The organism is Kitasatospora sp. NPDC054768, from assembly GCF_053612025.1.
In genome coordinates, this window is the sequence record NZ_JBSHBN010000006.1 from 16785 (window position 1) to 41105 (window position 24321).

Below are 24321 nucleotides of genomic sequence, written 5' to 3' on the forward strand. Positions count from 1 at the left end.
ACCCGAGCCCCGCGCCCGACGCCCCCCCAGGCGGCCCGGGGGCCCACCCCCCCCCGGGCCCCCCCCCCCACGGCTGCCGTCCGGCGGTCCGGCGGCCCCTTCGGGCCCGCACGCTTTTCGGCTGCGGCCTCCCTCTCGCGGCTCCGCCCGTGCGCACAATTGATCAGTGCATGGCATGCCGAGCGGTTTCGCGCGCTCCGCCGCCACCTCGGCTGACGAGCGGCGATGCCGGAAACCGCGGAGTCCGGGCGGCAGGTTCAGGCCGGAGCTACACTCCGTTCATGCTCAAAGCTGATCGCGCCGCCCGGATCCTGTCCCATGTCGCCACGGCCGGGAGTGTCGATGTGCACGCACTGGCCGAACTGCTCGGAGTCTCGGGCGCGACCGTACGCCGAGACCTCCAGGAGCTGCACGACCAGGGACTGCTGCACCGCACCCGCGGCGGGGCGGTGACCGGGGCGGTCAACCTCGAACTCCCGCTCCGGCACCGCAGCGGAAAGCAGCAGGAGGAGAAGCGCAGGATCGCCCGCCTCGCGGCCGAACTCGTCCCGGAGGCCGCCGTGGTGGGCCTCACCGGCGGCACCACCACCACCGAACTCGCCCGCATCCTGGCAGAACGCGGTGGAATGACCGTGGTGACCAACGCCGTGAACATCGCGGCGGAGCTGATCGTGCGCCCCGAGGTCCGGCTGGTGGTGATCGGCGGCATCGCCCGCTCGGCCAGCTACGAACTGGTCGGGCCCGCGGCCGACCGGATGCTCTCCCAGTACCACGTCGACATCGCCTTCATCGGTGTCGACGGCCTGACCGCCCAGGAGGGCTGCACCACCCACGACGAGATGGAGGCGCAGACCGACCGCGCTTTCCTGCGTTGCAGCACCCGGTCGATCGTCCTCGCCGACAGCACCAAGATCGGCCGGGTCACCTTCGCCTCGATCTGCCCGCTCTCGGACGTGCACGAGCTGGTGACCGACGACGGCCTCACGGACGCCCAGGAGAAGGCCGTCGCGGACTGTGGCGTGAAGGTGCACCGGGCCTGACCCGGATCTCACGGAGCCCCACCGGACCGGGGCCACAGCGCCCGGGCACGCTGGCTCATGTGCTTCTGCTTCTTGAACGCGGTGACCCTGGCCCGAGGATTGCCGTTGGCCGGGCGTGGCGGCAGAGCGTGCGGGGCGGTGCGCGAGGCACGTCAGAACCAGCCGGCGAGGACACGCTCAAGACGACATACCATCCGCATCCAGTGGGGTAGTCGACCCTGATCCGCCCGAACCACCCCGTCTGGCCAGGGGCGATGCACGACGGGCCGCGACGGCCGGCCGGAAGGACCCTGCTGAAGGGTCGACAGATTACCGTTACTCGCGGTGACGCAGGCAGTGTCGGAGCCTGGGGACCATTAGGGGACCGGTTTGGGACCGCGCCTGGTGAGCGCCCATGAGCGCCCATGGGCGCTGGGGTCAAGGGGTCGCAGGTTCAAATCCTGTCGTCCCGACCAGCGTTTTCGCAGGTCGGAATGAGTCGCTGAGGACCGAAGGCGTCGAGGGCTGTGTCGGCGAAGGGGCGGAGGTCGTTGATGTGCCGGTGGCCGCGACCTGGTCGATCACGCCGGCCAAGCGGGGGTTACGGAACCTCGTGACGGCGGTTCGTGGAGCCGGACAACGCAGTCCACAGGGCTGCCCACCGCGCCGGACAGGGCGTCGGTGGACAGCCGGCGGACCGCAGGGCCGCTGTTCAGCGGTGCAGGGGTTCGGCCAGTCGTCCCAGCAGGCCCGCGATCAGGGCTGTCTGCGCGGGGACCGTGTCGGGGTAGATGAACTCGCCCTGGGCATGGGCGCCGTCGCCGACCGCACCCATGCCGCACAGTACCGGCAGGCCGAGGGCGGCGACGAAGTTGGCGTCGCTGGCGCCGCCGACGGCGGCGGCGGGCAGTCCGTCGCGGCCCTGCTCGCGGGCGACTTCGCGGGCGAGGCCGAGGAGCGGGGCGGAGGCGGCGTTGAGGGTCATCGGGGGCCGGTTCCAGGCGTGGTCGATGTCGATCCGGACGCGCGGGTCGCTGACCTTGATGGCCTCCAGCTCCGTGTCCACGCGCTCCCGTTCGGCCTCGCTGCTGACCCGGATGTCGACGCTCGCCGTGGCCTGCCCGGCGACGACGTTGGCGGCGGAGCCGCCCGTGATGAGCCCGGGGTTGATCGTCGTGCCCCTGTCGGGGGCGGCGACGGCGGCGGCGGCGACCACGAACTCGGACAGCGCGGTGATGGCGCTGGCCCCGTCCTCGGGCGCGAGCCCGGCGTGCGCCTCGACGCCGCTGGCGGTGACGCGGAAGGTCCCGTTGCCCTTGCGGGCGGTCTTGACCGCGCCGTGCGCGCTCGGCTCCAGCACCAGCGTCACGTCGGCGTGGTGCGCGACCTCCTCGATCACCGGGCGCGAGGACCGGGAGCCGACCTCCTCGTCGCCGTTGAAGACGAAGGTGACCGTGGGCACCGGGACGCCGTACTCCCGGGCGAGCTTGAGGGCCCAGATGCCCTGGGCCAGGCCGGTCTTCATGTCGAAGATGCCCGGCCCGCTGAGCCTCTCCCGGCCGTCCGACTCGGACGGCGCCCAGCCGGCGAGGGTGCCGGTGGGCCACACGGTGTCGTAGTGGCCGACCAGTGCGACGTGCCCGGGGCCGGTGCCGGGGTAGGTCAGGGTGAGGGTGTCTCCGCGCTCGCCACCGCGGTGGCGGTGCTCCTCGCCGGGCAGCCCGAGCCGGTGGACGGCCAGATCGTGCAGGAGGTCCCGACCGGCCGCCAGGCCGGCCAGGTCGTAGCTGCTGGTTTCCTGGCCGACGAGGGTCATGATGTCGGTGACGATCTCCGAGGAGACCTCGTGGGCGCGGTCGGTGAGGGCAACTGTGGCGGGGTTCATGATCGACTTTCTCGTGCGGACGGATCGGGTCGAAACGGTGGACGGGCGGCTCAGCCGATGCCGAAGGGGATGCCGAGCAGGTACCAGGCGAGGAAGAAGGCGACCCAGGCGACCCAGGCGACGGCGGCCACCGGGAGGGTGAAGGAGGCGAGGGTGCCGATGCCGGCGTCCTTGCGGTACTGCCGCAGGTAGGCGACGGCCATCATGAAGAACGGGCTCATCGGCGTGATGCACTTGGTGACCGAGTCGGCGACCCGGTACATGGCCTGGGTGGCCTCCGGGTGGACGCCGACGAGCATCAGCATCGGCACCAGGACCGGGGCGACCAGCGCCCACAGTGCGGAGCCGCTGGTGACCAGCAGGTTCATCACCGCGATCAGCACGGCCACACCGAGCAGCACGAGCCAGCCGCTGAGATGCAGGTCGCGCAGGGTCTCGGCGCCTTTGACGGCGAGGATGTCGCCCAGCTTCGTCCACTTGAAGTAGGCGAGGAACTGGGACATCGCGAAGAACAGGACGATGGTCGGTGCCATCGACTTGGTGCCGTCGGCCATCGCGGCCATCACGTCGGGGGTGCCGCGGAAGGTGCCGGCGAGTCGGCCGTAGATCCAGCCGATCACGGCGAAGAACACCCCGAGGACCATCGCCATGCCGCTGAACACCGGCGAGTCGAGGATGCCGCCGTGGTCGCCGCGCAGCGGCGAGTGGGTCGGGATCATCGCCGCGACCAGGAGCGCGGCGAGGCCCAGCGCGACCAGTCCGGCCCCGCGCAGCGCGCTGCGCTGCCGCGCGGTCGCCTCGATCTGCTGTGCCTCCGCCTTCTCGGCGATCGGCGCGGCGGCCACCGGCTCGTCGGGCTCCAGGTCCGAGCGCCGCACGAGGACCGTCTCGACGACGACCGTGATCACGAACGCCATGAGGGCGGACGACGCGAGCCCGAACCAGTAGTTCGACACCGGGGTCACCACCGCGTGCGGGTCGATGACGTGGGTGGCGGCCGTGGACATCGACGACAGCAGCACATCGGTCGTGGTGAGGACCGGGGAGGCGTTGAAGCCCGCGGAGACCGACACGTAGGCGACGACGCAGCCGAGGACCGGACTGCGGCCGGCGGCCCGGTACAGCGCCGCGCCGAGCGGGATCAGGGTCACGTACGCGGCGTCGCCGGCGACGTGGCTGACCATCGCGGTCAGCGCCAGCGCGAAGGTCAGGTAGCGGCCCGACGCCCGCGCGACCAGGCGCCGTAGAAGTGTCTCGAACAGCCCGCTCTTCTCGGCGACGACGATGCCGAACATCACGATGAGGACCGTCGACAGCGGCGGGAAGTTCGCGAAGTTCTCGACGGCGTGTCCGACGACGAGGTTGAACCCGTCCGCGCTGAGCAGGCTCTGCACCTCGATGGTCTTGTGCGTCCCCGGGAGCACGGCGCCGACGTGCTCGGCGGCCAGGACGGCGCTGAGTACGGCGACGACCGCCGCGAGGCCCCAGAACAGCCAGAACGGGTCGGGCAGCCGGTTGCCGGCCTTCTCGATCGCCGCCATCGCGCGGTTCATGGCGCGCATGGATGGCGAGCCGGGCTCGGTCTCCCGCGACTCGGTCGTGGTGGCACTCATGGCTACCCTTTCGGCACTGCTGAGGGACGTTTTCGCAAACAATGGCATCCAAGTGAGAGATTTGCTAGATCTTCTCTGTCACGATGGGATCAACTGGCAGTCTAAGGTACGGAAACATGACTGGGCCTCTCCTCGACGAGCTCGACCGGCGCCTGATCGGGGCGCTGCACGTAGCCCCCCGGGCCACCTGGGACGACATCGGCGCGATCCTGTCCGCCGACGCCGGCACCCTCAAACGCCGCTACGACCGGCTGCACAAGGCCCGCATGGTGCGCGTGGTCGGCCAGGCCGACTGGGGCCTGCACTCCACGGCGATGCCGGTCCACGTCTTCCTGGACACCACCGGCGAAACCCCGCTGGCGGTCCTGGAGCGGCTCCGTGACCTCCCCCACGTCCAGCGGCTGGCGCAGATCTCCGGCGACTACCCCCTCTACGCCGTGATTCACGCCCCGTCCGAGGCGGCCACCAGCGAGGCGATCGACCGGCTTTTCTCGATCCCCGGTGTCCGCCGCGTCAACGCCCTGCCCGCGCTCAGCACCCTGCGCCGGGGCGCCACCTGGGACCCGCAGTTCCTCACCGACGCCGAGCGCGCCGGCCTGCTGGAACTCGCCGGGGTCGGCCCGGAGGGCACCGCGACGGCCAACCCGCCCGCCAAGCCCCTCAGTGATGCCGAGCGCAGCGTCGTCACGCAACTGATCCAGGACGGCCGGGCCTCCGCCGCGAGCATCGCCCGCGCCGCCGCCCTGCCCACCTCCACCGCACACCGGGTGGTGCGCCGGGTCCTGGACGAGCGCTGGGTCAAACCGCGCCTGGAGATCGTGTCGGAATGGCTCGGCTTCCGGACCCCGTTCATGCTCCGCCTGCGGGTCGCCCCCGGCGGGACCCCCGAGGTCATGCGGCGCCTCGACCAGCTGCCCCAGACCCGCCTCGCCGTACACGTCGCCAGCGACCTGTCCGTCCTGTGCACCGGCCTGGTCACCGACCGCTCCGCCCTGGCGGCCTTCATCGACGAGGAGCTCGCCGAGATCCCGGGCATCCTGGCGGTCAGCGTCTACGTGACGCTCGCCGAACCGCGCCGCTACTGGCTGGACCGGGACCTCGCCTCCGGCGCCCTCGGCACCTTCCACGCGCCCACGCTGCTCTGAACGGGCCTTCGGGGGCGGGTCGTCCGGGGATTCCCGTATTTCCTTCCGTCGGCCTGATTCCCGCTGACCGTCGTCCCCTCCCGCCCGGAGCCTCCGCGAGCGCAACCCGCCTGTCGCTCGCGGGGCTTGAGACTGTAGTACCCATCATGAAAAGCACGAGCGGCGTCGGCGTGCTCGACAAGGCCACCTCGATCCTCGGCGCCTTGGAGGCCGGCCCCGCCGGCCTGGCCGGACTGGTCGCCGCCGCCGGCCCGGCCCTGACCCACCTGCGTGATGTCACCGGTGGGAGCGCTCAGCTCTCCCGCCGCCAGGGCGAGAATCGCATCTGCGCGGCCGCCGCCGAGCGGCTCTCCGGCCTTCGCGGCGCTGTCCCCGTCGGCACGACCCTGCCCATGAAAGCCGGCGCTGCCGCGCAGATCCTGCTCGCGTGGGAGGAGGCCGAGCGCCTCCACCGTGGCCTGCAGGGCGCCCGCTTCACCGGCACCGCGCTCAGCGGCGTGCGGCGCCGCGGCTGGGCCCGGTCCATCGGCGAACGCGAGAAGATCAATTGTCGGACAGGCCTTATGAGCCACCGGGCGGGTACGAGAGTCTCCGTACCGGCCCGGCGGGATGGAGGGCGGGTCGCTCAGGCGAGAGGTGCCAGGACTGGGAGTTCGCGCTGCTGGGCGCCTTGGCCGTCGCGGTCGCGCCGGTGGCGATCCCCGTGCTGTCGAGGGCCAGGCCGGTCTGAGGGGAGCTGCTCTGGATGTGCCGCGGTCTCCGGGGCGGCGGGCAGCGGTGGTGCACGACGACGCGCGATCGGTGTCAACCGCCGCTCGTGTCGTCGTCGTTCGCTGTCGATCGGCTCCGGTCGGCCCCATGCCCGATCGACCGGGCCTCCGCCCCCATCGACAGGCGCCGCTGGCGCTCATCCAGATGCGGCATGATCGCCTCGAACTTGGCCTGAAGCAAAGTCTGTTGCCCTCGCGATGTCCTCATGGCACACCAACGAGCCAGAACCCCGGAAGCTACAGGTTACTTCTCTGCAAGCCCTGAGCCAGGGTCCCCGGCCACAGGCCGCCTCCGTTCGAGCGCTGAGCCGGTGGCCCGTCGAGCTCCGAGGAGCGCGACGGGCCACCGAGCCGACCGTGCCAGGAGGTGACGGTCCTGCCTAGAGGTGGCCGGCCGCTGCGGGGCTACCGGTCAGCGCCAGGGTGCTGTCCAGTTGCTGCCAGGTTCCGGACGGTCCGGTGCCGATCCGGTACCACTGCCACAGGGTGTTGTCGGTGGCGCGGGCGTAGAGGTTGACCCGGGTGCCCACCTGTGTCGCGGTCGGGGCACCGACGACGGCGCGGCCGAGGTCGTACCAGGAGGGCGACCAGCCGCCTGCGGCGGTCCAGCTGAGCTGGCCGACACTGTTGTTGGGCGCCAGAGCGGCGAACACCTCGATCTGGCCGGGGCCGCCGCTGACCGCTGTCGGCGACGAGGAGAGCGTGCCGCCGTGGCTGGTCCAGCCCGTCCACTCACCGTTGACGTAGCTCTTCTGCCACAGCGCGTTGTCGGTGCCGCGGGCGAAGACGTCGATCCGGTTGAGCGAGGCCACCGCCGTGGGGGCGCCGACGATGGTGGTCGAGTCGGGTGCGTCCAGGTACGCCCAACTGCTGGTCCAGTTGACGCCGTAGTAGTAGGCCGGAAGGTCGTTCGCGCCGGGCGTCTGCTGGAAGGTCTTCTGGTACACCTTGCCGTCGGCGTCGCGGATGAACACGTCGATGCGGTCACGTCCGAGGCTCGCCGCGGTGGGGCTGGCGGTGAGGGTGCCGCCGAGGCTGGTCCAGCTGCCCCAGGCGCCGTTCTTGTAGGTGTTCTGCCACAGCGCGTTGTCCGCGCCCCGGACGAACACGTCGGTGCCGCCCGGGCTGGAGACGACGGCGGGCTCGCCCTTGATCGATCCGGGGCCGGTGGAGCCGGCGGTGCCCAGCGCCAGGGTCTGCCAGGCCGACCAGGTGCTGCCGTTCCAGGTCTTCTGGCTCACGCCCGACGCGGTCGGAACGAGGACCGTCTCCGGCTTCTGTTCGGTGGCGCCGGTGAGCTTGAGCATCACGGACTGGTGGGGGGCCAGGGTGAAGTTCTGCGAGCCGGTCGAGCTGACGGTGCCCAGGCTCGCGCCGGTGTAGAGGTTCTGCACCGAGGCGGTGCCGTTCAGGCCGAGGTTCTGCGTGGTGAACGAGTAGTGCTGAGAGGTGCTGCTGCGGTTCACCAGCAGGACGGCCCGGGTGCCGGAGGCCGCAAGCTGCTTGGACCAGACCTGGACGCTGCCGTTGTCCAGGACCTTCTGCCCCTGGTGGACGGCGCTGTCCTGGTCGACGGCGATCACGGACTCGTTGCCGACGATGGCCGCGGTCGCCGCGGTCAGGTTGGGGGTGTCGGTGGCCAGCACGAGCGGCGCGCCCTGGATGGCCCACATCCCGAAGTAGGACTGCTGCTCGTCCGGGGTGAGACCCCAGAGGGGGCCGGACGTGCCGTGGGTCTGCTGCTGCCCGGTGCTCGGGTTGTTGCCGAAGCCGGGCCCGATCAGCAGGTAGTCCGGGTCGTTGTACTGGCCGGCGGCTTCGCTGCTGGGGTGGTCGTTCAGGTTGAAACTCTCGGAGACCTGAGCCCAGTTGATCCACGTCGAGCCGCCGTTGGACGTCGTCCCGTAGCCGGCGTTGCCGGTGATGTCGCGCCCGTTGCGCCAGGTGCGGGCCGCCGAACCACCCCACATCCACGGGCCGTCCGGAGCGCCCGAGCCCCACTCGCAGATCTCCAGCGCCAGGGGGTGCGCCACCCCGGTGGAGGTCTTCGCGTTGGCCGTCAGGCCGCCCCAGGCCTTGTAGTCCGCCATGACCGTGCTGTAGCCGGACGGGATGCCGCCGCAGTGGTCGACCTTCACCCAGTCGAAGTCCCAGTCCGCGAACGTGGTCACGTCCTTGGCCTCGTTGCCGCCGCTGCCGTGCTGGCCACCGCAGCCGGCGGCACCGGTGTCGGTGTACATGCCCGCCTGCAGGCCGAGGGCGTGCACGTAGTCGGTGAGGTCCTTCATGGTGTTCAACGCGCGCGTGGGGACGGTGGTGCCGTTGGACAGCGTGACGGCCTTGGTCCGGGCGCCGGTCAGGAAGCCGGGCCTGGGGACCATGACGCCGTTGGCGTCGCGCCCGGTGCCGCTCTGGGTCCACCAGCCGCCGTCGAGGCTGACGCCACGGTAGCCGAGGTCGGCGAGGCTCTTGTGCAGGCCGGAGCCGTTGAGCCCGAGGTTCGCGTTGGGCGTCGCGAGTCCGGCCGCCTGGTCGGCGATGTCCTGTGCGGAGTAGTCGTTGTTGTAGAAGTACCAGGAGTTCCAGCCCATCGGCGGCGCCGTTGTGCCGTTCGCGCCGGGCGGGACCACCGCCTCGGCAGGGGTCGGGGTGCTGACGGCCGTCACCGTCAGTGTTCCGGTGACGATCATCGTGGCACTCAGCGCCGTGGCGAGGCGCCGCCGGCGCGGGCGGGCGGCGCGGACGGCTGCGCGGAACCGACCGCCGTCGGGTCCGGACGGCCCGACGGTGCGGAAGCGAGGGACATCGAGAGCTCCAAGGTGGGGAGATCGCGCGGGGTGGGGGAGGTGGGCGATGGTGCTGTGGGCCCGCCCTTCGGACGAAGGGCGGGCCGGTTCGGGGGCTACGCGGGCAGTCCGACCGCCCGCTCGCGGTTGCGGCGCTGCTGGATGACGACGGCGGCGACCAGCAGGGAGCCCTGGGCGACGTTCTGCCAGAAGGCGTTGATGCCCTGGACGGTGAGGCCGTTCTGCAGTGCGCCGAGCAGCGCGACGGCGAGCAGGGTGCCGCCGATGCCGCCCTTGCCGCCCTTGAGGGCGCAGCCGCCGAGGGCTGCCGCGGTGATCGACTGCAGTTCCAGGCCCTCGCTGCCGGAGACGGGCTGGCCGCTGCCGGTGCGGGCGGTGAGCAGCACGCCGGCGAGGGCCGCGACGGTGCCGGAGAGGGCGTAGGCGGCGATCAGGTACTTGTTGAGGTTGATGCCGGCCAGGCGGGCGGCGGTGTCGTTGCCGCCGATCGCGTAGATGTTGCGGCCGATGTCGGTGTACTTGAGCAGGACGTGAACGGCGGCCGCGACGAGCAGCAGCAGCCAGACCATGACCGGCAGGCCGGCGATCTTGCCCCGGCTCAGGAAGACGAACAGGCTGTCGTTGAGTACGTAGCCCTGCGCCGAGCCGTTGGAGATGAGCTGGGCGACGCCCTTGTAGGCGGCGAGGCCGGCGAGGGTGGCGATGGTCGGGTTGACCCGGCCGTAGATGATGACGACACCGTTGAAGATGCCGACCCCGGCGCCGATGGCGACGGCGGCGCCGATCCCGAGGAGGGAGTTGGAGCCGGTCGAGGTGAAGACCATGGCGCTGGTGACGGAGGCCAGGCCGGCCTGGGAGCCGACGGAGATGTCGAGGCCGCCGCAGATGATCACGACGGTCTGGACGACCGCGAGCAGTCCGGAGATGGTGGCGGCCTCGGCGATGACCTGGATGTTGTCCCAGCCGACGAAGTTGGGGTTGAGCGAGCCGAACAGGGCGACGACGGCGACGAGGGCGCCGATCAGGCCCAGGTTCTGGCCGCCCGCCCGGGCCAGCCAGCTGCGGGCGTCGGTTGCCGGTGTCGGCCCGTCGCCGCTCTGGTCGGGCTCTCGGTCGACGGAGAGGGCAGTCGTCATCGGGTCCCTCCGGGGGCCGGGTCGGTTCCGGTGCGAGGCGCCGTGGCGCTCTCGTGCGGAAGGTCGGGGGTGAGGTCGTCGGCCATGGCGAGGGCGAGGATGGCCTCTTCGGTGGCCTCGGTGTGGTCGAGCCGGCCGGTGATGCGGCCGTTCTGCATGACGAGGATGCGGTCGGCCAGGCCGAGGACTTCGGGGAGTTCGGAGGAGATGACCAGGATCGCGGTGCCCTTGCGGGCGAGGTCGGCGATGATCTGGTAGATCTCGGCCTTGGCGCCGATGTCGACGCCGCGGGTGGGTTCGTCGAGGATCAGCAGGGCGGGGTTGCGGGCGAGCCAGCGGGCGAGGACGACCTTCTGCTGGTTGCCGCCGGACAGGGTCCGGACCTCGGCCTCGATGGAGGGGGTACGCACCCGTAGGCGGTCCGCGTACTCCTGGGCGAGGGCCTTCTCCCGGGTCCGGTTGACGAACCGCCAGCGGCGCAGCCTGCCGAGGCTGACCAGCGAGGTGTTGTCGCGGATGGTGCGCTGCAGGAACAGCGCCTGGGCCTTGCGCTCCTCCGGAGCGAGGCCGATCCCGGCGCGGATCGCGTCGGCCGGGCCGCGCAGCTGGATGCGGTTGCCATCGACCCGGACGGTTCCGGATCGCAAGGGGGTGTCGCCGGCCAGGGCGAGGGCGAGTTCGGAGCGGCCGGCGCCGATGAGTCCGGCCAGGGCGACCACCTCGCCGGCTCGGACCTGGAGGCTGACGTCGTGCACATCGTCGGTGCTGAGTCCGTCGACCTCCAGCACCACGCGGTCACCGGCCACGTGCTGGCGCGCGAAGAGGCTGGACAGGTCACGGCCGACCATGAGGCGCACGAGTTCACCCTCGCTGGTGGTCGTGGCCTCGACGGTGCCTGCGACGGTGCCGTCGCGCAGCACGGCGATCCGGTCGGCGAGCCGGAAGATCTCCTTCATCCGGTGGGAGACGTAGATGACGGCGATGCCCTCGTCGCGCAGCCGGCCGATGAGGGCGAACAGGGCGTCGACCTCGTGGTCGGAGAGCGAGGAGGTGGGCTCGTCGAAGGCGATGGCCCGTGGCGCGGTGTCGCCGGTCAGGGCCCGCATGATCTCGACCAACTGCCGCTGGGCCGCGGTGAGTTCGGAGCCGAGCAGGTCGGGGTCGAGGACGTTGTCGAAGCCGAGGCGTTCGAGGTCGGCGGTGATCCGGCGGCGCAGTTCGGCCCGGTCGAGCCGTCGGCCCGCGCGTCGCGGCAGGGCGCCGGCGTAGACGTTCTCGGCGACGGAGACGTGCGGGATGATCTCCGGCTCCTGCGGGATGATCCGGATGCCGGCGCGCCGCGCGTCGGTCGGCGAGTTGAGGTCGAGGACCTGACCGTCCAGCCTGATCCGGCCCCCGGTGGGCTGGTGGTCACCGGTCAGGATGCGCAGGAGGGTGGACTTCCCGGCGCCGTTCTCGCCCATGAGGGCGGTCACCTGACCGGGTGGGAAGTGCAGGGTGACGTCTCGCAGAGCCTGGACGGGGCCGAACCGCTTGGTGATCGATTCGGCCGCCAGCCCGGGCCCGGCCGTTGCGGTGCTGGGGATGTTCATTCGGCTCAGCTGCACTTCACGCCGGCGGACTGCCAGGTGGAGGCGTCGACCATCGCGGTCGGGGCGAACGCCTCGGCGGGCATCGGCTTGCCGTTCTTGAGGTTGTCGTACATGGTCTGCACGGCGAGGGCGCCGATGTCGCTGCCGTTGATGAACAGCGAGGCCTTCATGCCCGACGGTGCGCCCGGGCCCCAGTCCTTGCAGGCGAGGTAGGCGCCGAGGCCGACGCCGATGATGTTGTCGGGGCCGACGCCCGCGTTCTGCAGGGCCGTCACGCCGCCCTGCACGTTCTCGTCGTTGCAGCCCCAGACCACCCAGTGCTTGACGCCCGGGTTGGCGGTGATGGTCGCCGCGACCTTGTCCTGCGCACCGGTCGGGGTGTTGTCGGTGGCCACGTCGATGGTCTGCACGCTCGCGCCGGCGCCGCTGTTGAAGGCCTCCTTGGCGGCCTTCACACGGTCGCCGCAGACGGTGACGTCCTGCTTCGAGGCGGAGATGACGCGGGTGTCGGCGGCGTTCCAGCCGGCCTTCTTGAAGTCCTCGGCGGCGCGCTTGCCGACCTCGGCGCCCATCTGCTGGCCGGAGAAGCCGATCCGCGGGACCAGGTTGGCCTTGTCGCAGTTGGCCGGGGTGGGGCTGTTGGTGCAGACCTGGTCGTCGGAGGTGAGCAGGGCCACCTTGGCGTCCCGCGCGGTCTGCACCACCTGCGGACCCACCGCGGGGTCGGGAACCACGACGATCAGGCCGTTGGTCTTCTGCGCGATCGCGGACTGGACCTCGCTGACCGTCTTGTTCGCGTCGCTGCCCAGGTTGACCACCTTCAGGTCGATGCCGAGTTCGGCGGCCTTGGCCTTGGCACCGTTGGCCTCGTCGATGAAGTACTGCTGGTCGCCCTGCTTCTGCAGGTAGGTGAGGGAGACCTTCCCGGTGACCGGAGCGACCGAGGCCGGGCCGGCGCCGCTCGACGAGGTCTGACCGGTCGAACAGGCCGTCAGACCAAGGACGACAGCCGCGCCCAGGACGGCGGCCGCACCACGGGTGCGCGCAGTGATCATTTCGAGCTCCTACCAGGGTGGGGGTGTTCAGGAAGCCGACTGGCCTTACGGGTGTGGTCCGGGAGCTGCGGCGGCTTCCGCCTCGCGCTGCCTGCTTGCCTGTCGTCCTGGGCTCGAATCCTGGGACCGGGCGACCAGGACTGTCAAGATATTTGCATAATTAATCAGAAGCGCTACGGTGGCGCCGTGACTGAGCAGACCTGTCGAAGATTCCAGGGCCGTGTCGCCCTGATCACCGGTGCCGCCAGCGGCATCGGTGCCGCGACCGCGCGGCGGCTGGCCGCCGAGGGTGCGGCCGTCATCGCCGTCGACATCGCCGATTCGGCCGGCCAGGCTGTGGTCGAGGCCATCACCGCCGAGGGCGGCCAGGCCGAGTACCGGCACGGCGACGTGACCCGCGCCGCGGTGTGGGACGAGCTGGCCGCGCACGTGCGCAGCCGCTACGGACGGCTGGACGTGCTGCACAGCAACGCCTACGCCGTGGTGGTCAAGCCCGCCCACGAGCTGACCGAAGTCGAGTGGGACACCCAGCTCTCGGTCACCCTCAAGGCGTCCTGGCTGGCGGTCCGCGCGTTCGCCGGGATCCTGCGGGACAGTGAGGGCTCGGTGGTGCTCACCTCCTCGGTGCACGCGCTGGTCGGCCTGCCGGGGCACCCCGCGTACGCCGCCGCCAAGGGGGCCCTGTGCGCGATGGGCCGTCAACTCGCCGTCGAGTACGGCCCGCAGGTGCGGGTCAACACCATCGTGCCCGGACCGATCATGACCGCGGCCTGGGACCGGGTGGACGAGGCCGGGCGGACCGACAGCGTTGCCGAGACGGTCGCCAAGCGCTTCGGCCGGCCCGAGGAGGTGGCGGCGGCCGTGGCCTTCCTCGCCTCCTCGGACGCCTCCTACGTCACCGGTGCGAACCTGGTGGTGGACGGCGGCTGGTCCGTCGTCAAAGCATCGTCGTGAACACTCGTCTTATCGGCGCGGGGGCCACCGGCCCGCGCGGAACAACGGAAGGGGGCCGCCGTGAACACCCCGGTACGAGGCCTGCACAGGCAAGCCGTCGAGGTCATCGGCGAGCAGATCGTCCGCGGCACGTACGCCCCGGGCGACTCGCTCCACCCCGACCGGATCGAGCAGGAACTCGGCGTCAGCAAGACCGTCGTGCGTGAGGCGCTACGGGTCCTGGCGTCCAAGGGACTGATCGACTCCCGACAGAAGCGCGGCACCTTCGTGCGACCGCGCTCCGACTGGAACCTGCTGGACAGCGACCTGCTGCGCTGGCAGGGCCGGGGCATCCCCGACGCGGCCTTCCTCGACAACCTCGGCGAGGTCCGCGGCATCGTCGAACCGGCCGGGGCACGGCTGGCCGCCGAACGCCGCGACGACGCCGACCTCGCCGCACTGGAGGACGCCCTCGACCGGATGGCCGCCGCGGGCAGCGACGCCCACGCCGCGGTCGAGGCCGACCTCGCCTTCCACCGCGCACTGCTGGCCGCCGCCCACAACGAACTCCTCACCCGCATGGAGGTCGTGATCGAGGCCGGTCTGCGGGTGCGCGACCACCTCGTGCACGGCGCCGACCACAGTGCCGACGCCGTCCCCGCCCACCGGGCCGTCCTGGACGCCGTCCGCGCCCGGGAGCCCGAGGCCGCCGCCCGCGCCGTCGAGGAACTGCTCGCCCAGGCAGCCGCCGACCTCCACCAGCTGACCGTCGACGCCGACCGGGGAGAGACCGGATGAAGATCACATCACTGGAGACATTCCTCGTCGCTCCGCGCTGGCTGTTCCTGCGCATCGCCACCGACGAGGGGATCACCGGCTGGGGCGAACCCGTCGTCGAAGGCCGCGCCGAGACCGTCCGGGCCGCCGTCCACGAACTCGCCGACTACCTGGTCGGCCAGGACCCGCTGCGCATCGAGCACCATTGGCAGACCCTCACCAAGGGCGGCTTCTACCGCGGCGGCCCGGTGCTCTCCAGCGCGGTCGCCGGCATCGACCAGGCCCTGTGGGACATCGCCGGCAAGACCCACGGCGTCCCCGTCCACCAACTGCTCGGCGGCCACGTCCGCGACCGGGTGCGGGTGTACGCCTGGATCGGCGGCGACAGCCCGGCCCATGTCGCCGAACTCGCCCAGGCCCAGGTCGACGCCGGCTTCACCGCCGTCAAGATGAACGGCTCCGCGCAGCTGCGCCCCATCGACACCCCCGCCCAGACCCGGGCCGTCATCGACCGGGTGGCCGCCGTGCGCGAGGTCCTCGGCGACGAGCGCGACGTGGCGATCGACTTCCACGGCCGGATGTCCACCGCCATGTCCCGGCGGGTGCTGCCCCTGCTGGAGCCCCTGCACCCACTGTTCGTCGAGGAGCCCGTCCTCCCCGAACACTCCCGCGACCTGCGCCGCCTGGTGGACTCGACGTCCGTTCCCCTGGCCGTGGGCGAACGGCTCTACTCCCGCTCGGACTTCCGCGACGTGCTCGCCACCGGCATCGCCGTCGCCCAGCCCGACCCGTCGCACGCCGGCGGCATCTCCGAGGTCCGGCGCATCGCGGCCCTGGCCGAGGTCCACGACGTCACGATGGCCCCGCACTGCCCGCTCGGCCCGATCGCCCTCGCCGCCAGTCTCCAACTCGCTTTCTCCATACCGAACTTCCTGATCCAGGAACAGAGCCTCGGGATCCACTACAACCAAGGCAACGACCTGCTGGACTACCTGCTGGACCCCGAGCCGTTCCGCTTCACCGACGGCCACGCCGCCCGGCCCACCGGCCCCGGTCTGGGCATCGAGATCGACGAGGCCGCCGTGCGCCGCGCCGCCGAGACCGGACACCGCTGGCGCAACCCCGTCTGGCACCACACGGACGGGTCCTTCGCGGAATGGTGACCGACCTGCCCGTCACCGTCCGCACCGACCTGCCCGTCACCGTCCGCACCGACCTGCCCGTCACCGTCCGCACCGACCTGGCCCACGGCGGCCGGTGGACCTCGCTGCGAGCCGGCGAACGCGAGTGGCTCTGGCACCGCCCCGACCCGGCCCGCGCCACCGTCCGCCCCGGGGACGCCTTCGTCGACGCCGGCGGCCTGGAGGAGTGCGTCCCGACCGTGCGCGGCACCCCCGACCACGGCGACGCCTGGTCCCGGCCCTGGCAACGCGACGGCGACGCGGACACCCTGCACTGCCCCGACTTCGTCCTGAGTCGACGCATCGACAGCGGACCGGTGGCGCTGCGCATCGACTACGAGCTGCACGCCGACCCGGGCTACCGGTTCCTGTGGGCAGCCCACGCCCTGCTCGACGTCACCCCGGACGCCCGGCTGGCCGCACCCGACGCCACGCCGACCCGGCTCTTCCCCGAGGCGGCCGAACTGCTGGCCCGGCCCTGGCCGGACGGCGCCCACCACCTCACCGGACCGTGGCCGGCGCCGCACGGCCTGCGCCTGGACCGGCTCGGCCCCGACGACGGCACCGCGGTCGGCGCGATCCTCACCGACTGCGCGAGCGTGACGGTCACCGACGGCCCCGACACGCTCACCTTCTCCCTGCACGCCGACGCCGACGCCGACGCCGAGGTCCCGGTCTCCGTCGCCCTCTGGCGCAACCTGCGCGGCTTCCCCGCGTCGGCCCCCTACCGCAGCATCGGGGTCGAGCCGATGCTCGGCTCCGTCTTCGACCTCGCCGAGGCCGGGCCGGGAGACGCCGCACAGGTACCGCCCAGCGGGGTACTGCGCTGGCACCTCGACATCACCGCGACCAGCACCCGCACCGACTGACCGACAAGGGTTGCCATGCACCTGACCGAACTGCCGTACCGGACCCTGGCCATCGTGCGCGGCACCGACCGCGACGCGGCACTGCGCACCGTGCTCGTCCTCGCCGAAGAAGGCATCACCGCCGCCGAGGTGTCGCTGACCACCCCCGACGCACTCTGGGTGATCGAGCAGGCCCGCCGCGAACTCGGCCCGCACGCCACACTCGGCGCCGGCACCGTGTTGACCGCTGCGGACGCCGCCCGCGCCGCCGACGCCGGCGCGAGCTTCCTCGTCACTCCCGGCCTCGGCGACGACCTGCGCCGCCACCCCGTCCCCGAACTCCCGCTACTGATAGGCGCACTGACACCCAGCGAGGTGATCGCCGCGAACGAGTACGGGGCCCTCGCCGTCAAGCTGTTCCCCGCCACCCTGGGCGGCCCCGGCTACCTGAAGGCCCTGCGCGCCCCCTTCCCCGGCGTGCCGTTCGTCCCCGTCGGCGGCATCGACGCCGCCTCGGCGCTCGCCTACCTCGCCGTCGGCGCGGTCGCCGTGGGCGTCGGATCACCGCTGATCGGCGACGCCGCCGGCGGCGGGGACCTGAACGCCCTCCGTGCGCGCGCCGCCGACTGGCGCACCGCCCTGACCGAGGAGATCGCGGCATGACCGGCTCGCCCCCGCTCGAAGTCGTCACCGTCGGCGAGACCATGGCCGCCCTACGGGCCACCGGCCCGGTCAGGCTCGGCGCGCCGATGCAGCTCTCCATCGCGGGCGCGGAGGCCAACGTCGCCATCGGCCTGGCCAGACTCGGACACCGCACCGGCTGGGTCGGCCGCGTCGGCGACGACGAGTTCGGCGCACTCGTCCTGCGCACGCTGCGCGCGGAACAGGTCGACCTCAGCCACGCCCGGCTTGACACCGACGGCCGCCCCACCGGCCTGCTGGCCCGCGAGGACCGCATCGCCGACCTGGTCAGCGTCACCTACTACCGTGCCGGCTCGGCCGGCTCTGCCCTCCGGACCGAGGACGTCCTGCCCGCCCTCAACCCGCAGGTCCGCATCCTCCACCTGACCGGGATCACCCCCGCCCTGAGCCCCGGGGCCGCCGAAGCCGTCCACGCGGCGGCCATCAGGGCCGGTGAACTCGGCATCACCGTCTGCCTCGACGTCAACTACCGGGCCCGCCTGTGGTCACCGACCGAGGCCCGCGGCGCCCTGCTGCCACTGGCCCGGCTCGCCGACGTGCTGGTCGCCTCCGCCGACGAACTGCACCTGGTCGGCGAAGACCCGTCCCTGCCCGAGGACGACGCGATCGCCGCACTGCTCGCCCAGGGCCGCGGCGAGGTGGTGGTCACCCGCGGCGGCGACGGCGCGAGCGCCACCACCGCCCAGGGCACCGTCAGCACGCCCGCGCGCCGGGTGCCCGTCGTCGACGTGGTCGGCGCCGGCGACGCCTTCGTCGCGGGCTACCTCTCCGGCCTGCTCGACGGACTCGACGTCGAAGGCCGTCTCCACCGGGCCACCACCACCGGCGCCTTCGCCGTCACCTCACGCGGCGACTGGGAGGGCCTGCCCACCCGACGCGACCTCCCGCTCCTCGACCAGCCCGCCGGCACCACCCTGCGCTAGCCCTCCCGGAGAGTTCCGATGTCCTTCTCAAGCCACCTGCCCGGCCAGGTCGACGTCTGGGCCGCCGGCGACCACGAACTCGCCGAAGGCGCCCGCTGGATCGACGGACGGCTCGTCTACGTCGACATCCTCGCCGGCCGCCTCCTCGAAGTCCCCGGCCTCACAGGGCCGCGAACCCCGCGCGAGATCGCCCGCCTCGACGTCCCGCTCGGCGCCGTCGCGCCGGTCGGCGGCCGCCCCGGACACTGGATCGCCGCCGCCGGCACGGGCATCGCCCTGCTCGGCCCCGACGGCAGTCCGGACTGGCTCGCCCGCCCCGAGGACGGCTCCCCCGTCCCCACCAGGATGAACGACGGCGTCTGCGACCCGCACGGCCGCTTCTGGGCCGGCAGCATGCCCTACGACGGCACCCCCGGCGCCGGATCGCTCTACCGCACCGACCACGACGGCTCCGTGCACCGCGTCCTCGACGGCATGACGATCGTCAACGGCCCCGCCTTCAACAGCACGGGCAACCTCCTCTACGTCGCCGACAGCGCGGCGGGCGTCATCCACCGCTACGCCCTCGACCCCGACGGCAACCCGACCGACCACGCGGAGTTCACCCGCACGGCGGACGGCGGCTCCCCCGACGGGATGACCGTGGACACCGACGGCTGCCTCTGGGTGGCGATCTGGGGACACGGCGCCGTCCACCGCTACCACCCCGACGGCACCCACCTGACGACCCTGCGCCTCCCCGCCCGCCAGCCCACCTCCGTCTGCCTCACCCCGACCGGCGGCCACCTGCTGATCACCACCGCCCGCCACGGCCTCGACCACCCGGCCGGCCCGGACGGATCCGTGCTCCGCGCACCGGTCGCCGCAGCCGCCCCGCCCGCCCGCGCCTACCGGCAGGAGTAGCCGCACCCGACCGGCAGGACGGGGCCCCTCGGCATCGGCGTCGCACCGCTCGACCTCGGACAGCGTCCGCACTGGCCCGACCTCGGTCGTTCATCGCCACGTTGAAGCGCGAACCGTTCTACGGCTCACGCCGGCTGATCAGGTTGCAAGCCCGCATGGCGGCCTTCGCCTGCATGGCCTGGTGCAACCGAGGGCGGCGTCACTCCGCCCTCGGCTACCGCAGCCCGGTCGACTATGAACGGCAACACGCCACGAGCGTCATTAACCTGGACTTGGTCGCATAACAAGCGAGTGTCTACAACATGGGGCAAAGCCCGTACCACGTCACGAAGGCCTGCGTCGCCCAGTGGGCCGCAGCCACGGCCCAGGGCGACCACGAAGCCGCAACCTGACGCCGGCGAATCAGCAGTGCTCGCGTACGCCCCTGGTACGCGCCCCGAACGTGCGGCTTAGTCGGGTAGCCGGGTCACGGCAACGTGGCCCGGCTACCCGACTAAGTATTCGGCGGCGAGGGCGGGGAACTGGAAGGCGAGTGAGTCGAGGGATCGTACGCCACTCGGGGCAGCGCAGGGGATCCGCGCACAGTTGGACCGTCTGTCAACGATCTCTGAATTTTCAGCGATCGGCGACACCATCACAGCGAGTTCGGTGAGTACGACCTGTGGATGGGTATTCCGAGTTCCACTGCTCTGTATGCGGTTGCCCACCAAGCGTGGCTGAGGGGCGCAGCGGAAGGGGTATCGGTGGGGACTTGTCGGGGACCACGCGTCGGTCACCACCTCCTCTGAGGAGCCCTTCGGTGAACGAACAGCGCGGGCTGTCTACCGTCTGACGTGCAGCGATGAGTCTCACCGAGCGACTGGGGGTCAAGTGGTTCTCGGAGAGAGGCAGGTTTCCGATCCGTTTCGGTGTTTCGGTCTTCGAGACCGGGGCCCTGTGGCCGGGGCCGGCCGGTCAGTCGTCCGAGTCCACGCTCCGAGGTCCGGGCCCTCGCGGGGTCAGGCCCTGGGGATGAGGGTGTTTTCGTTGGTGCGGCCGGTGGCGTCGATGATCCGGCTGACGGCGGTGCGGGTTCTTTGTAGACGTCGAGGCCGACGCCGGAAAGGCGTCCGGCGCGCAGGGTCTCGACCAGGGCGGTGCTGTCGACGAGGCCGCGCCGCGACTGGAGTTGATGAGGATGGTGCCGTCCTTCATTCGGGCCGGTGCGGCGGCGACAGGCCGGGGGCGGCGCCCCTACCCCTCCCGGCCGGTCCGTGTGCCGGGCCGGGAGCCGGGGAGCGGGCGACCGCCCCGCACCCGCTCCCACCGGGTTGCACGCCCTACTGCGGGGTGGGGGCGGTCAGCGGGGCGAAGGTCTGTCGGAGGTCGACGACCGTGGTCGGGCCCTTCACCCAGGCGAGAGGGGCATGGTGCACCCGGACCCCGGCCGGTTCCCGGAGCAGCGCCTCGCCGGCCGCGTTCTGCGGCCACTCCACCGAGCCGGTGGCGGTTCGCGCGGGGATGAGCCAGTAGTCCCCCCGGGTGTACTCGCCGCCCGGTCGGAAGTACACCTGGACGCCGTCCTCCAGGTCGAGCCAGGCGCCCTCCTGGAGCTGCCGGGCGCCGCCGGCCAGCGGCAGGGCGTCCCGGCCGCGGGGCGCCCGGTGGTCCCAGCGGCGCAGGAACGGGTGACGCCCGGCCGCCCGCCCGACCTCCGGCACCGGTTCGGCGGACAGTCGCACCCGGCGCCCCGGCAGGTCGGTCTCCTCCACCTGGAGCAGGTTCGCCGCCTCGCCCCGGCTGACGTACGCGCTGTCCGCGACCTCGACCCAGTCGCCGACCGAGAGGCTGAGTTTGTCGTCGTCGCCCAGCGTGGTGAGGTCGACCCAGACGCCCTCGATCGAGGCGATCGGCAGGACGACCGAGCCGTTCTCCCGGGACCACTTGAACGTGGCGCAGCCCTCCGCCGAGCCGCCGTGGTGGACCTCCACCCGGTACAGCTGGTTCTCCGGACCCCGGTAGCCGGCCTCGGGGTGGGCCAGGCACGGGTCCTCGCTCACCCGCTCCGGCCGCCGGGCGCGCGCGGCCAGCAGCCCGCCCGGCCGCTCGTGCGCGTCGGCCCACGTGTCGAAGGCCTCCCGCACCCGGGACGCCCCGCCGTCCGGAACGCTCAACTCCGAGGCGGGAAGGGCGAGTACCTGCCAGACGAGCTTGGCCCGGGCCGCCGTGTCGGGCATCGCCGCACCGAGCGCCACCTCGCGGATCTCCGGGTCCTCGACGGCGGTGACGCTGCGCTCCCAGACCTTCAGGTAGACCAGGAACGGGAACTCGCCGGGCAGCCGGTCGCCGTCGCGCTCCTGGTCCCGGTAGGCGTCCGGCTGGTCCCAGTACGTCCAGCCGGCGGGCGCCTCCCGGGCGTCGCCGCCGTTGCCCTGGCCGCCGTCGTCGGGCACCGCGATGCCGGGCTCGGGCCGGTCGGCCTCGCACAGGATGCCGTCCACGTAGTAGCGGCCGCCGCCGATGGTGAGGTCGTCCACGTCGTGGTTGCCCGGCACGTAGCCGATCGCGAATCCGGCCGCCCCGGCCGGTCCGCCGCGGCGGCCGATCAGGTCGGCGGCGAGCGTGCGCAGCTGGTACCGCTCGATCGCTGCCTGCTCGTTGGCGTCGGCGTCGAGCTGGACCCGGCCCTGCTGGGTCAGCACCGCGGAGTAGTGCTTGCCGGGCCGGAAGGTCAGGCGCGAGAAGTCTGCGTGCACGGTTTCCCTTTCGGAGTCATCAGGGCGGGTCAGGAGACGAAGAAGATCCCGGCGTCGGTGCCGGCCGGGGTGTACTCGGTCAGCCGCGCCCGCAGGTTGTCCTCGCGCTGGGGCTGGAACAGGTCGTGGAAGGCGCCGAGTTCGGAGCGGTCCTCGGCGCCGCGGGTGATCTCCGGGGCGCACCCGGCGGCCAACTGCCCGTAGCCGGGCGTGCCGTAGCGGAGGCTGGTGAACAGCGGGCGGACCCGCTCGGCCTCCAGCTCGCGCAGCCGGGCGGCCGGCGCCGGGTCCAGCTCGCCGCGCTCGACCAGCTCGGTCACCGCCGAGCGCACCAGGTCGGGTTGGCACTCGTACCGGCGCGGGGTGCGCGAGCCCGGTGGGACGTAGCAGAACCGCAGGCAGCCGAGCGAGCGGCGGGCCATCCGCAGCCGCCCGGTGAACACGCAGTCCTCGGCGATCGGCACCGCGTGGGTGTGCACCTCGCCGACCACCGTGGAGCGGTGGGCGTGCAGCAGCGCGTGGGCGTGCTCGCAGTCGGGCCCGGAGAGTGCCGGGTGCTCGGGTCCGGTGGCGTCCAGGATGCTGTCGGCGAGGTGGATCTCCAGCGGGTCGGTGTCCACCTCGTCGCCGACGACCTGGATCGTGCCCAGGATGCTGCGCTCGATCGTCACGCAGGCGGTGGTGTGGTCCAGCACGAGGCTGGGCTCCTGCGGCGAGTGCGGCTCGCAGTGCGGCTCCAGCGACCAGCCCGGCACCAGGGTGCAGTGCCGCAGGGTGACGGAGGCCAGCGGTCCGGTGACGTTGACCCCGCGACCGGTGATCAGCAGCCCGTCCAGGACCAGCCGCCCGCCCGGGCAAACGCCCCGCACGTTGAGCGCGTCCGGCCGGTTGCTGTACCAGTCGAGCAGCCGGATCACCGGCCGGGTGCCCTCGGCGGCGCGCAGTTCGAGGCGGTCGTCCTCCGCCAGGTCGAAGTCCAGCTGTTCCTGGTAGGCGCCGCTGTCGGTGATCTCGATGACGGCGGCACCGCCCGCGCTGCCGTCCTCCTGGTCGGCGCGCCACTGCTGGTAGGCGTCGTTGATCCGCTCGTACGGCCCGCCGGGGCCGACCCGGTAGAGCGCCCGGTGCCGGGCCTCCGGGCGGTCGCGCGGGTACTCCCCGCCGCCGGTGTCGTCGCCGAACGCGTGGTGGTAGTCGACCCAGACGCCGCGGCGCGGGGCGGAGCGGGCGCCGAAGGCGATCCGGCCGAGCAACGGGTCGACGGCGACCTGGCCGCGCTTGGGGCGGTACGTCCAGTCGCTCAGGTCGGCCACCGTGATCTCGGCGGGCGGGACCGGCTCCTGGGCGCCGTCGCGCCAGATGGCGAAGCTCTTGCCGGGTCCGTAGTAGTCGGCCAGGCGCTCGGCGAGCTGCCTGCGCCGGATCGGGGCCGGCACGTTGTCGAGCGCCGCGAGGTGGGTGGTCGACGGCTCCGGTTCGGGTTTGGTGACCAGCTGGGCGTCGTTGCCGAGGACCGAGAAGGTGAAGAGGTTCCTGGCCCGGTCGATGCAGTAGGCCGGCGCCCGGGTGACCGGGTACGGCTTCAGCCGCCAGACGTACAGGGCGACCCCGGCCGGCGTGCAGCCGCCCTGGCGGCGGGCGGAGGCGGCCCGGCGGACGTCGGCGGTGTGCGCCTGCCCGTCGAAGGGCCCGCCGAGCAGGTCGAGTTCGGCGCCGCGCCGCACGTCGACCAGCCGGCCCCGGCTCAGCCGCCGACGGTCGGCCGCCTCCTCGTCGGGGCGCAGCAGTCGCACCGGCTGGGTGCCGCCGAGCAGCCGGGAGAGCTCCACCGCCCGGGCCGGCCAGTCGGCGACAGAGGCGGACAGCTCCTCCAGCAGGGCGAGCGTGCCCTTGCGCCGGCGGTAGGCGACGGTGTTCGCGACGTCGTGCCGCGGCGCCAGCCGGGCGGCGAGCCGGTCGCGGGCCGCGACCCGTTCCGGGGAGGCCCCGCCGTGCAGGCCGGTGGCGAGCACCTCCTCGTAACCGGGCAGGATCCGGTAGCCGACCAGGTCGCCGAGGTAGGCGACGGCCCAGTCGGCGGCGGTCTCGACGAACCAGTCCTGGTAGCCCTGTTCGATGCCGCTGCGCACGACGTCGACCTGCTCGGCGACGACGGCCAGCAGGGCGCGCAGCGGCTCGCCCGCCTCGGCGTCGCGCAGCCGGTGCCACTGCGGCAGCAGCTCCAGCAGTCCGTCCGGGTCGCGGCTCATCGGACGCACCTCTCGACGATTCGCTCTCCCCCGGCCTCCGGCCGGGGG

17 protein-coding genes and 2 pseudogenes are annotated in these 24321 nt (G+C 72.4%); 10 read left to right on the plus strand and 9 right to left on the minus strand.

Annotation, left to right across the window (positions count from 1 at the left end; genetic code table 11):
* Positions 1-281: 281 nt before the first annotated feature.
* On the plus strand, positions 282-1040 hold the full coding sequence (locus tag ACWGKU_RS02850; RefSeq protein WP_401046183.1) for a DeoR/GlpR family DNA-binding transcription regulator: 759 nt from the start codon (positions 282-284) through the stop codon (positions 1038-1040).
* Positions 1041-1731: 691 nt separating this feature from the next.
* On the opposite strand, the gene ACWGKU_RS02855 is transcribed toward ACWGKU_RS02850, so the two are convergent.
* The gene (locus ACWGKU_RS02855) at positions 1732-2904 is read right to left on the minus strand and encodes a M20 family metallopeptidase (RefSeq protein ID WP_452177732.1); all 1173 of its coding nucleotides are present in this window, start codon (positions 2902-2904) and stop codon (positions 1732-1734) included.
* Positions 2905-2954: 50 nt separating this feature from the next.
* Positions 2955-4517, minus strand: a complete 1563-nt coding sequence (locus ACWGKU_RS02860) for an AbgT family transporter (protein ID WP_401046188.1) — start codon at positions 4515-4517, stop codon at positions 2955-2957.
* A gap of 116 nt (positions 4518-4633) precedes the next feature.
* Between ACWGKU_RS02860 and ACWGKU_RS02865 the strand changes: the two genes are divergently transcribed.
* Together ACWGKU_RS02865 and ACWGKU_RS02870 are read left to right on the plus strand one after the other, a co-directional pair.
* Positions 4634-5662 carry an Lrp/AsnC ligand binding domain-containing protein gene (locus tag ACWGKU_RS02865; RefSeq protein ID WP_401046190.1) on the plus strand — a complete coding sequence of 343 codons (1029 nt, stop codon included), beginning with the start codon at positions 4634-4636 and terminating at the stop codon, positions 5660-5662.
* A gap of 146 nt (positions 5663-5808) precedes the next feature.
* Positions 5809-6294, plus strand: a pseudogene (locus ACWGKU_RS02870) (IclR family transcriptional regulator domain-containing protein); the annotation flags it as partial.
* 518 nt (positions 6295-6812) lie between these two features.
* Here ACWGKU_RS02870 and ACWGKU_RS02875 read toward each other — a convergent pair.
* The 4 genes from ACWGKU_RS02875 to ACWGKU_RS02890 form a co-directional block, all read right to left on the minus strand.
* Complete coding sequence (locus ACWGKU_RS02875; RefSeq protein WP_452177734.1) at positions 6813-9122, minus strand: hypothetical protein; 2310 nt, start codon at positions 9120-9122, stop codon at positions 6813-6815.
* Between the two features lie 212 nt (positions 9123-9334).
* Entirely contained in the window at positions 9335-10375 is a 1041-nt protein-coding gene (locus tag ACWGKU_RS02880) for an ABC transporter permease (RefSeq protein ID WP_452177735.1), read from the minus strand.
* Entirely contained in the window at positions 10372-11967 is a 1596-nt protein-coding gene (locus ACWGKU_RS02885) for a sugar ABC transporter ATP-binding protein (RefSeq protein ID WP_452177736.1), read from the minus strand. The genes ACWGKU_RS02880 and ACWGKU_RS02885 overlap by 4 nt, the downstream gene beginning before the upstream one ends.
* A gap of 5 nt (positions 11968-11972) precedes the next feature.
* Positions 11973-13022: a substrate-binding domain-containing protein gene (locus tag ACWGKU_RS02890; protein ID WP_401048109.1), complete on the minus strand. Its 1050-nt coding sequence runs from the start codon at positions 13020-13022 to the stop codon at positions 11973-11975.
* Positions 13023-13208: 186 nt separating this feature from the next.
* On the opposite strand from ACWGKU_RS02890, the gene ACWGKU_RS02895 reads away from it, so the two are divergent.
* The 7 genes from ACWGKU_RS02895 to ACWGKU_RS02925 are packed head-to-tail and all read left to right on the plus strand — an operon-like array spanning position 13209 to position 19289.
* Positions 13209-13976: an SDR family NAD(P)-dependent oxidoreductase gene (locus ACWGKU_RS02895; protein ID WP_452177737.1), complete on the plus strand. Its 768-nt coding sequence runs from the start codon at positions 13209-13211 to the stop codon at positions 13974-13976.
* A 60-nt stretch (positions 13977-14036) separates the two neighbouring features.
* Complete coding sequence (locus tag ACWGKU_RS02900) at positions 14037-14753, plus strand: FadR/GntR family transcriptional regulator (RefSeq protein WP_401048114.1); 717 nt, start codon at positions 14037-14039, stop codon at positions 14751-14753.
* A complete protein-coding gene (gene dgoD, locus ACWGKU_RS02905) occupies positions 14750-15895 on the plus strand; it encodes a galactonate dehydratase (RefSeq protein WP_401048117.1) in 1146 nt (381 codons plus the stop codon). Before ACWGKU_RS02900 ends, dgoD begins: the two co-directional genes overlap by 4 nt.
* Positions 15889-16782, plus strand: coding sequence for a hypothetical protein (locus ACWGKU_RS02910; RefSeq protein WP_452177738.1), 894 nt, complete (start codon positions 15889-15891; stop codon positions 16780-16782). Before dgoD ends, ACWGKU_RS02910 begins: the two co-directional genes overlap by 7 nt.
* A 15-nt stretch (positions 16783-16797) precedes the next feature.
* Entirely contained in the window at positions 16798-17424 is a 627-nt protein-coding gene (locus tag ACWGKU_RS02915) for a bifunctional 4-hydroxy-2-oxoglutarate aldolase/2-dehydro-3-deoxy-phosphogluconate aldolase (protein ID WP_452177739.1), read from the plus strand.
* The gene (locus ACWGKU_RS02920) at positions 17421-18386 is read left to right on the plus strand and encodes a sugar kinase (protein WP_401048123.1); all 966 of its coding nucleotides are present in this window, start codon (positions 17421-17423) and stop codon (positions 18384-18386) included. The genes ACWGKU_RS02915 and ACWGKU_RS02920 overlap by 4 nt, the downstream gene beginning before the upstream one ends.
* Before the next feature lie 18 nt (positions 18387-18404).
* Positions 18405-19289, plus strand: coding sequence for an SMP-30/gluconolactonase/LRE family protein (locus ACWGKU_RS02925; RefSeq protein WP_401048125.1), 885 nt, complete (start codon positions 18405-18407; stop codon positions 19287-19289).
* A 1066-nt stretch (positions 19290-20355) separates the two neighbouring features.
* Here ACWGKU_RS02925 and ACWGKU_RS02930 read toward each other — a convergent pair.
* The 3 genes and pseudogenes from ACWGKU_RS02930 to ACWGKU_RS02940 form a co-directional block, all read right to left on the minus strand.
* Positions 20356-20501 (minus strand): annotated as a pseudogene (locus ACWGKU_RS02930) (NAD(P)-dependent oxidoreductase); the annotation flags it as partial.
* A 107-nt stretch (positions 20502-20608) separates the two neighbouring features.
* Positions 20609-22024: a DUF6519 domain-containing protein gene (locus ACWGKU_RS02935; RefSeq protein WP_452177740.1), complete on the minus strand. Its 1416-nt coding sequence runs from the start codon at positions 22022-22024 to the stop codon at positions 20609-20611.
* A gap of 29 nt (positions 22025-22053) precedes the next feature.
* Positions 22054-24273 (minus strand): hypothetical protein, encoded by a 2220-nt coding sequence (locus ACWGKU_RS02940; protein WP_452177741.1) that lies wholly within the window; start codon positions 24271-24273, stop codon positions 22054-22056.
* Positions 24274-24321: the final 48 nt, after the last annotated feature.

What these genes read in the sequence shown, in the direction of transcription:
- ACWGKU_RS02850 (WP_401046183.1), top strand. Translation starts at nt 282, where the DNA reads ATGCTCAAAGCTGATCGCGCCGCCCGGATCCTGTCCCATGTCGCCACG.
- ACWGKU_RS02855 (WP_452177732.1), bottom strand. Translation starts at nt 2,904, where the DNA reads ATGAACCCCGCCACAGTTGCCCTCACCGACCGCGCCCACGAGGTCTCC.
- ACWGKU_RS02860 (WP_401046188.1), bottom strand. Translation starts at nt 4,517, where the DNA reads ATGAGTGCCACCACGACCGAGTCGCGGGAGACCGAGCCCGGCTCGCCA.
- ACWGKU_RS02865 (WP_401046190.1), top strand. Translation starts at nt 4,634, where the DNA reads ATGACTGGGCCTCTCCTCGACGAGCTCGACCGGCGCCTGATCGGGGCG.
- ACWGKU_RS02875 (WP_452177734.1), bottom strand. Translation starts at nt 9,122, where the DNA reads ATGATCGTCACCGGAACACTGACGGTGACGGCCGTCAGCACCCCGACC.
- ACWGKU_RS02880 (WP_452177735.1), bottom strand. Translation starts at nt 10,375, where the DNA reads ATGACGACTGCCCTCTCCGTCGACCGAGAGCCCGACCAGAGCGGCGAC.
- ACWGKU_RS02885 (WP_452177736.1), bottom strand. Translation starts at nt 11,967, where the DNA reads ATGAACATCCCCAGCACCGCAACGGCCGGGCCCGGGCTGGCGGCCGAA.
- ACWGKU_RS02890 (WP_401048109.1), bottom strand. Translation starts at nt 13,022, where the DNA reads ATGATCACTGCGCGCACCCGTGGTGCGGCCGCCGTCCTGGGCGCGGCT.
- dgoD (WP_401048117.1), top strand. Translation starts at nt 14,750, where the DNA reads ATGAAGATCACATCACTGGAGACATTCCTCGTCGCTCCGCGCTGGCTG.
- ACWGKU_RS02910 (WP_452177738.1), top strand. Translation starts at nt 15,889, where the DNA reads ATGGTGACCGACCTGCCCGTCACCGTCCGCACCGACCTGCCCGTCACC.
- ACWGKU_RS02915 (WP_452177739.1), top strand. Translation starts at nt 16,798, where the DNA reads ATGCACCTGACCGAACTGCCGTACCGGACCCTGGCCATCGTGCGCGGC.
- ACWGKU_RS02920 (WP_401048123.1), top strand. Translation starts at nt 17,421, where the DNA reads ATGACCGGCTCGCCCCCGCTCGAAGTCGTCACCGTCGGCGAGACCATG.
- ACWGKU_RS02925 (WP_401048125.1), top strand. Translation starts at nt 18,405, where the DNA reads ATGTCCTTCTCAAGCCACCTGCCCGGCCAGGTCGACGTCTGGGCCGCC.
- ACWGKU_RS02940 (WP_452177741.1), bottom strand. Translation starts at nt 24,273, where the DNA reads ATGAGCCGCGACCCGGACGGACTGCTGGAGCTGCTGCCGCAGTGGCAC.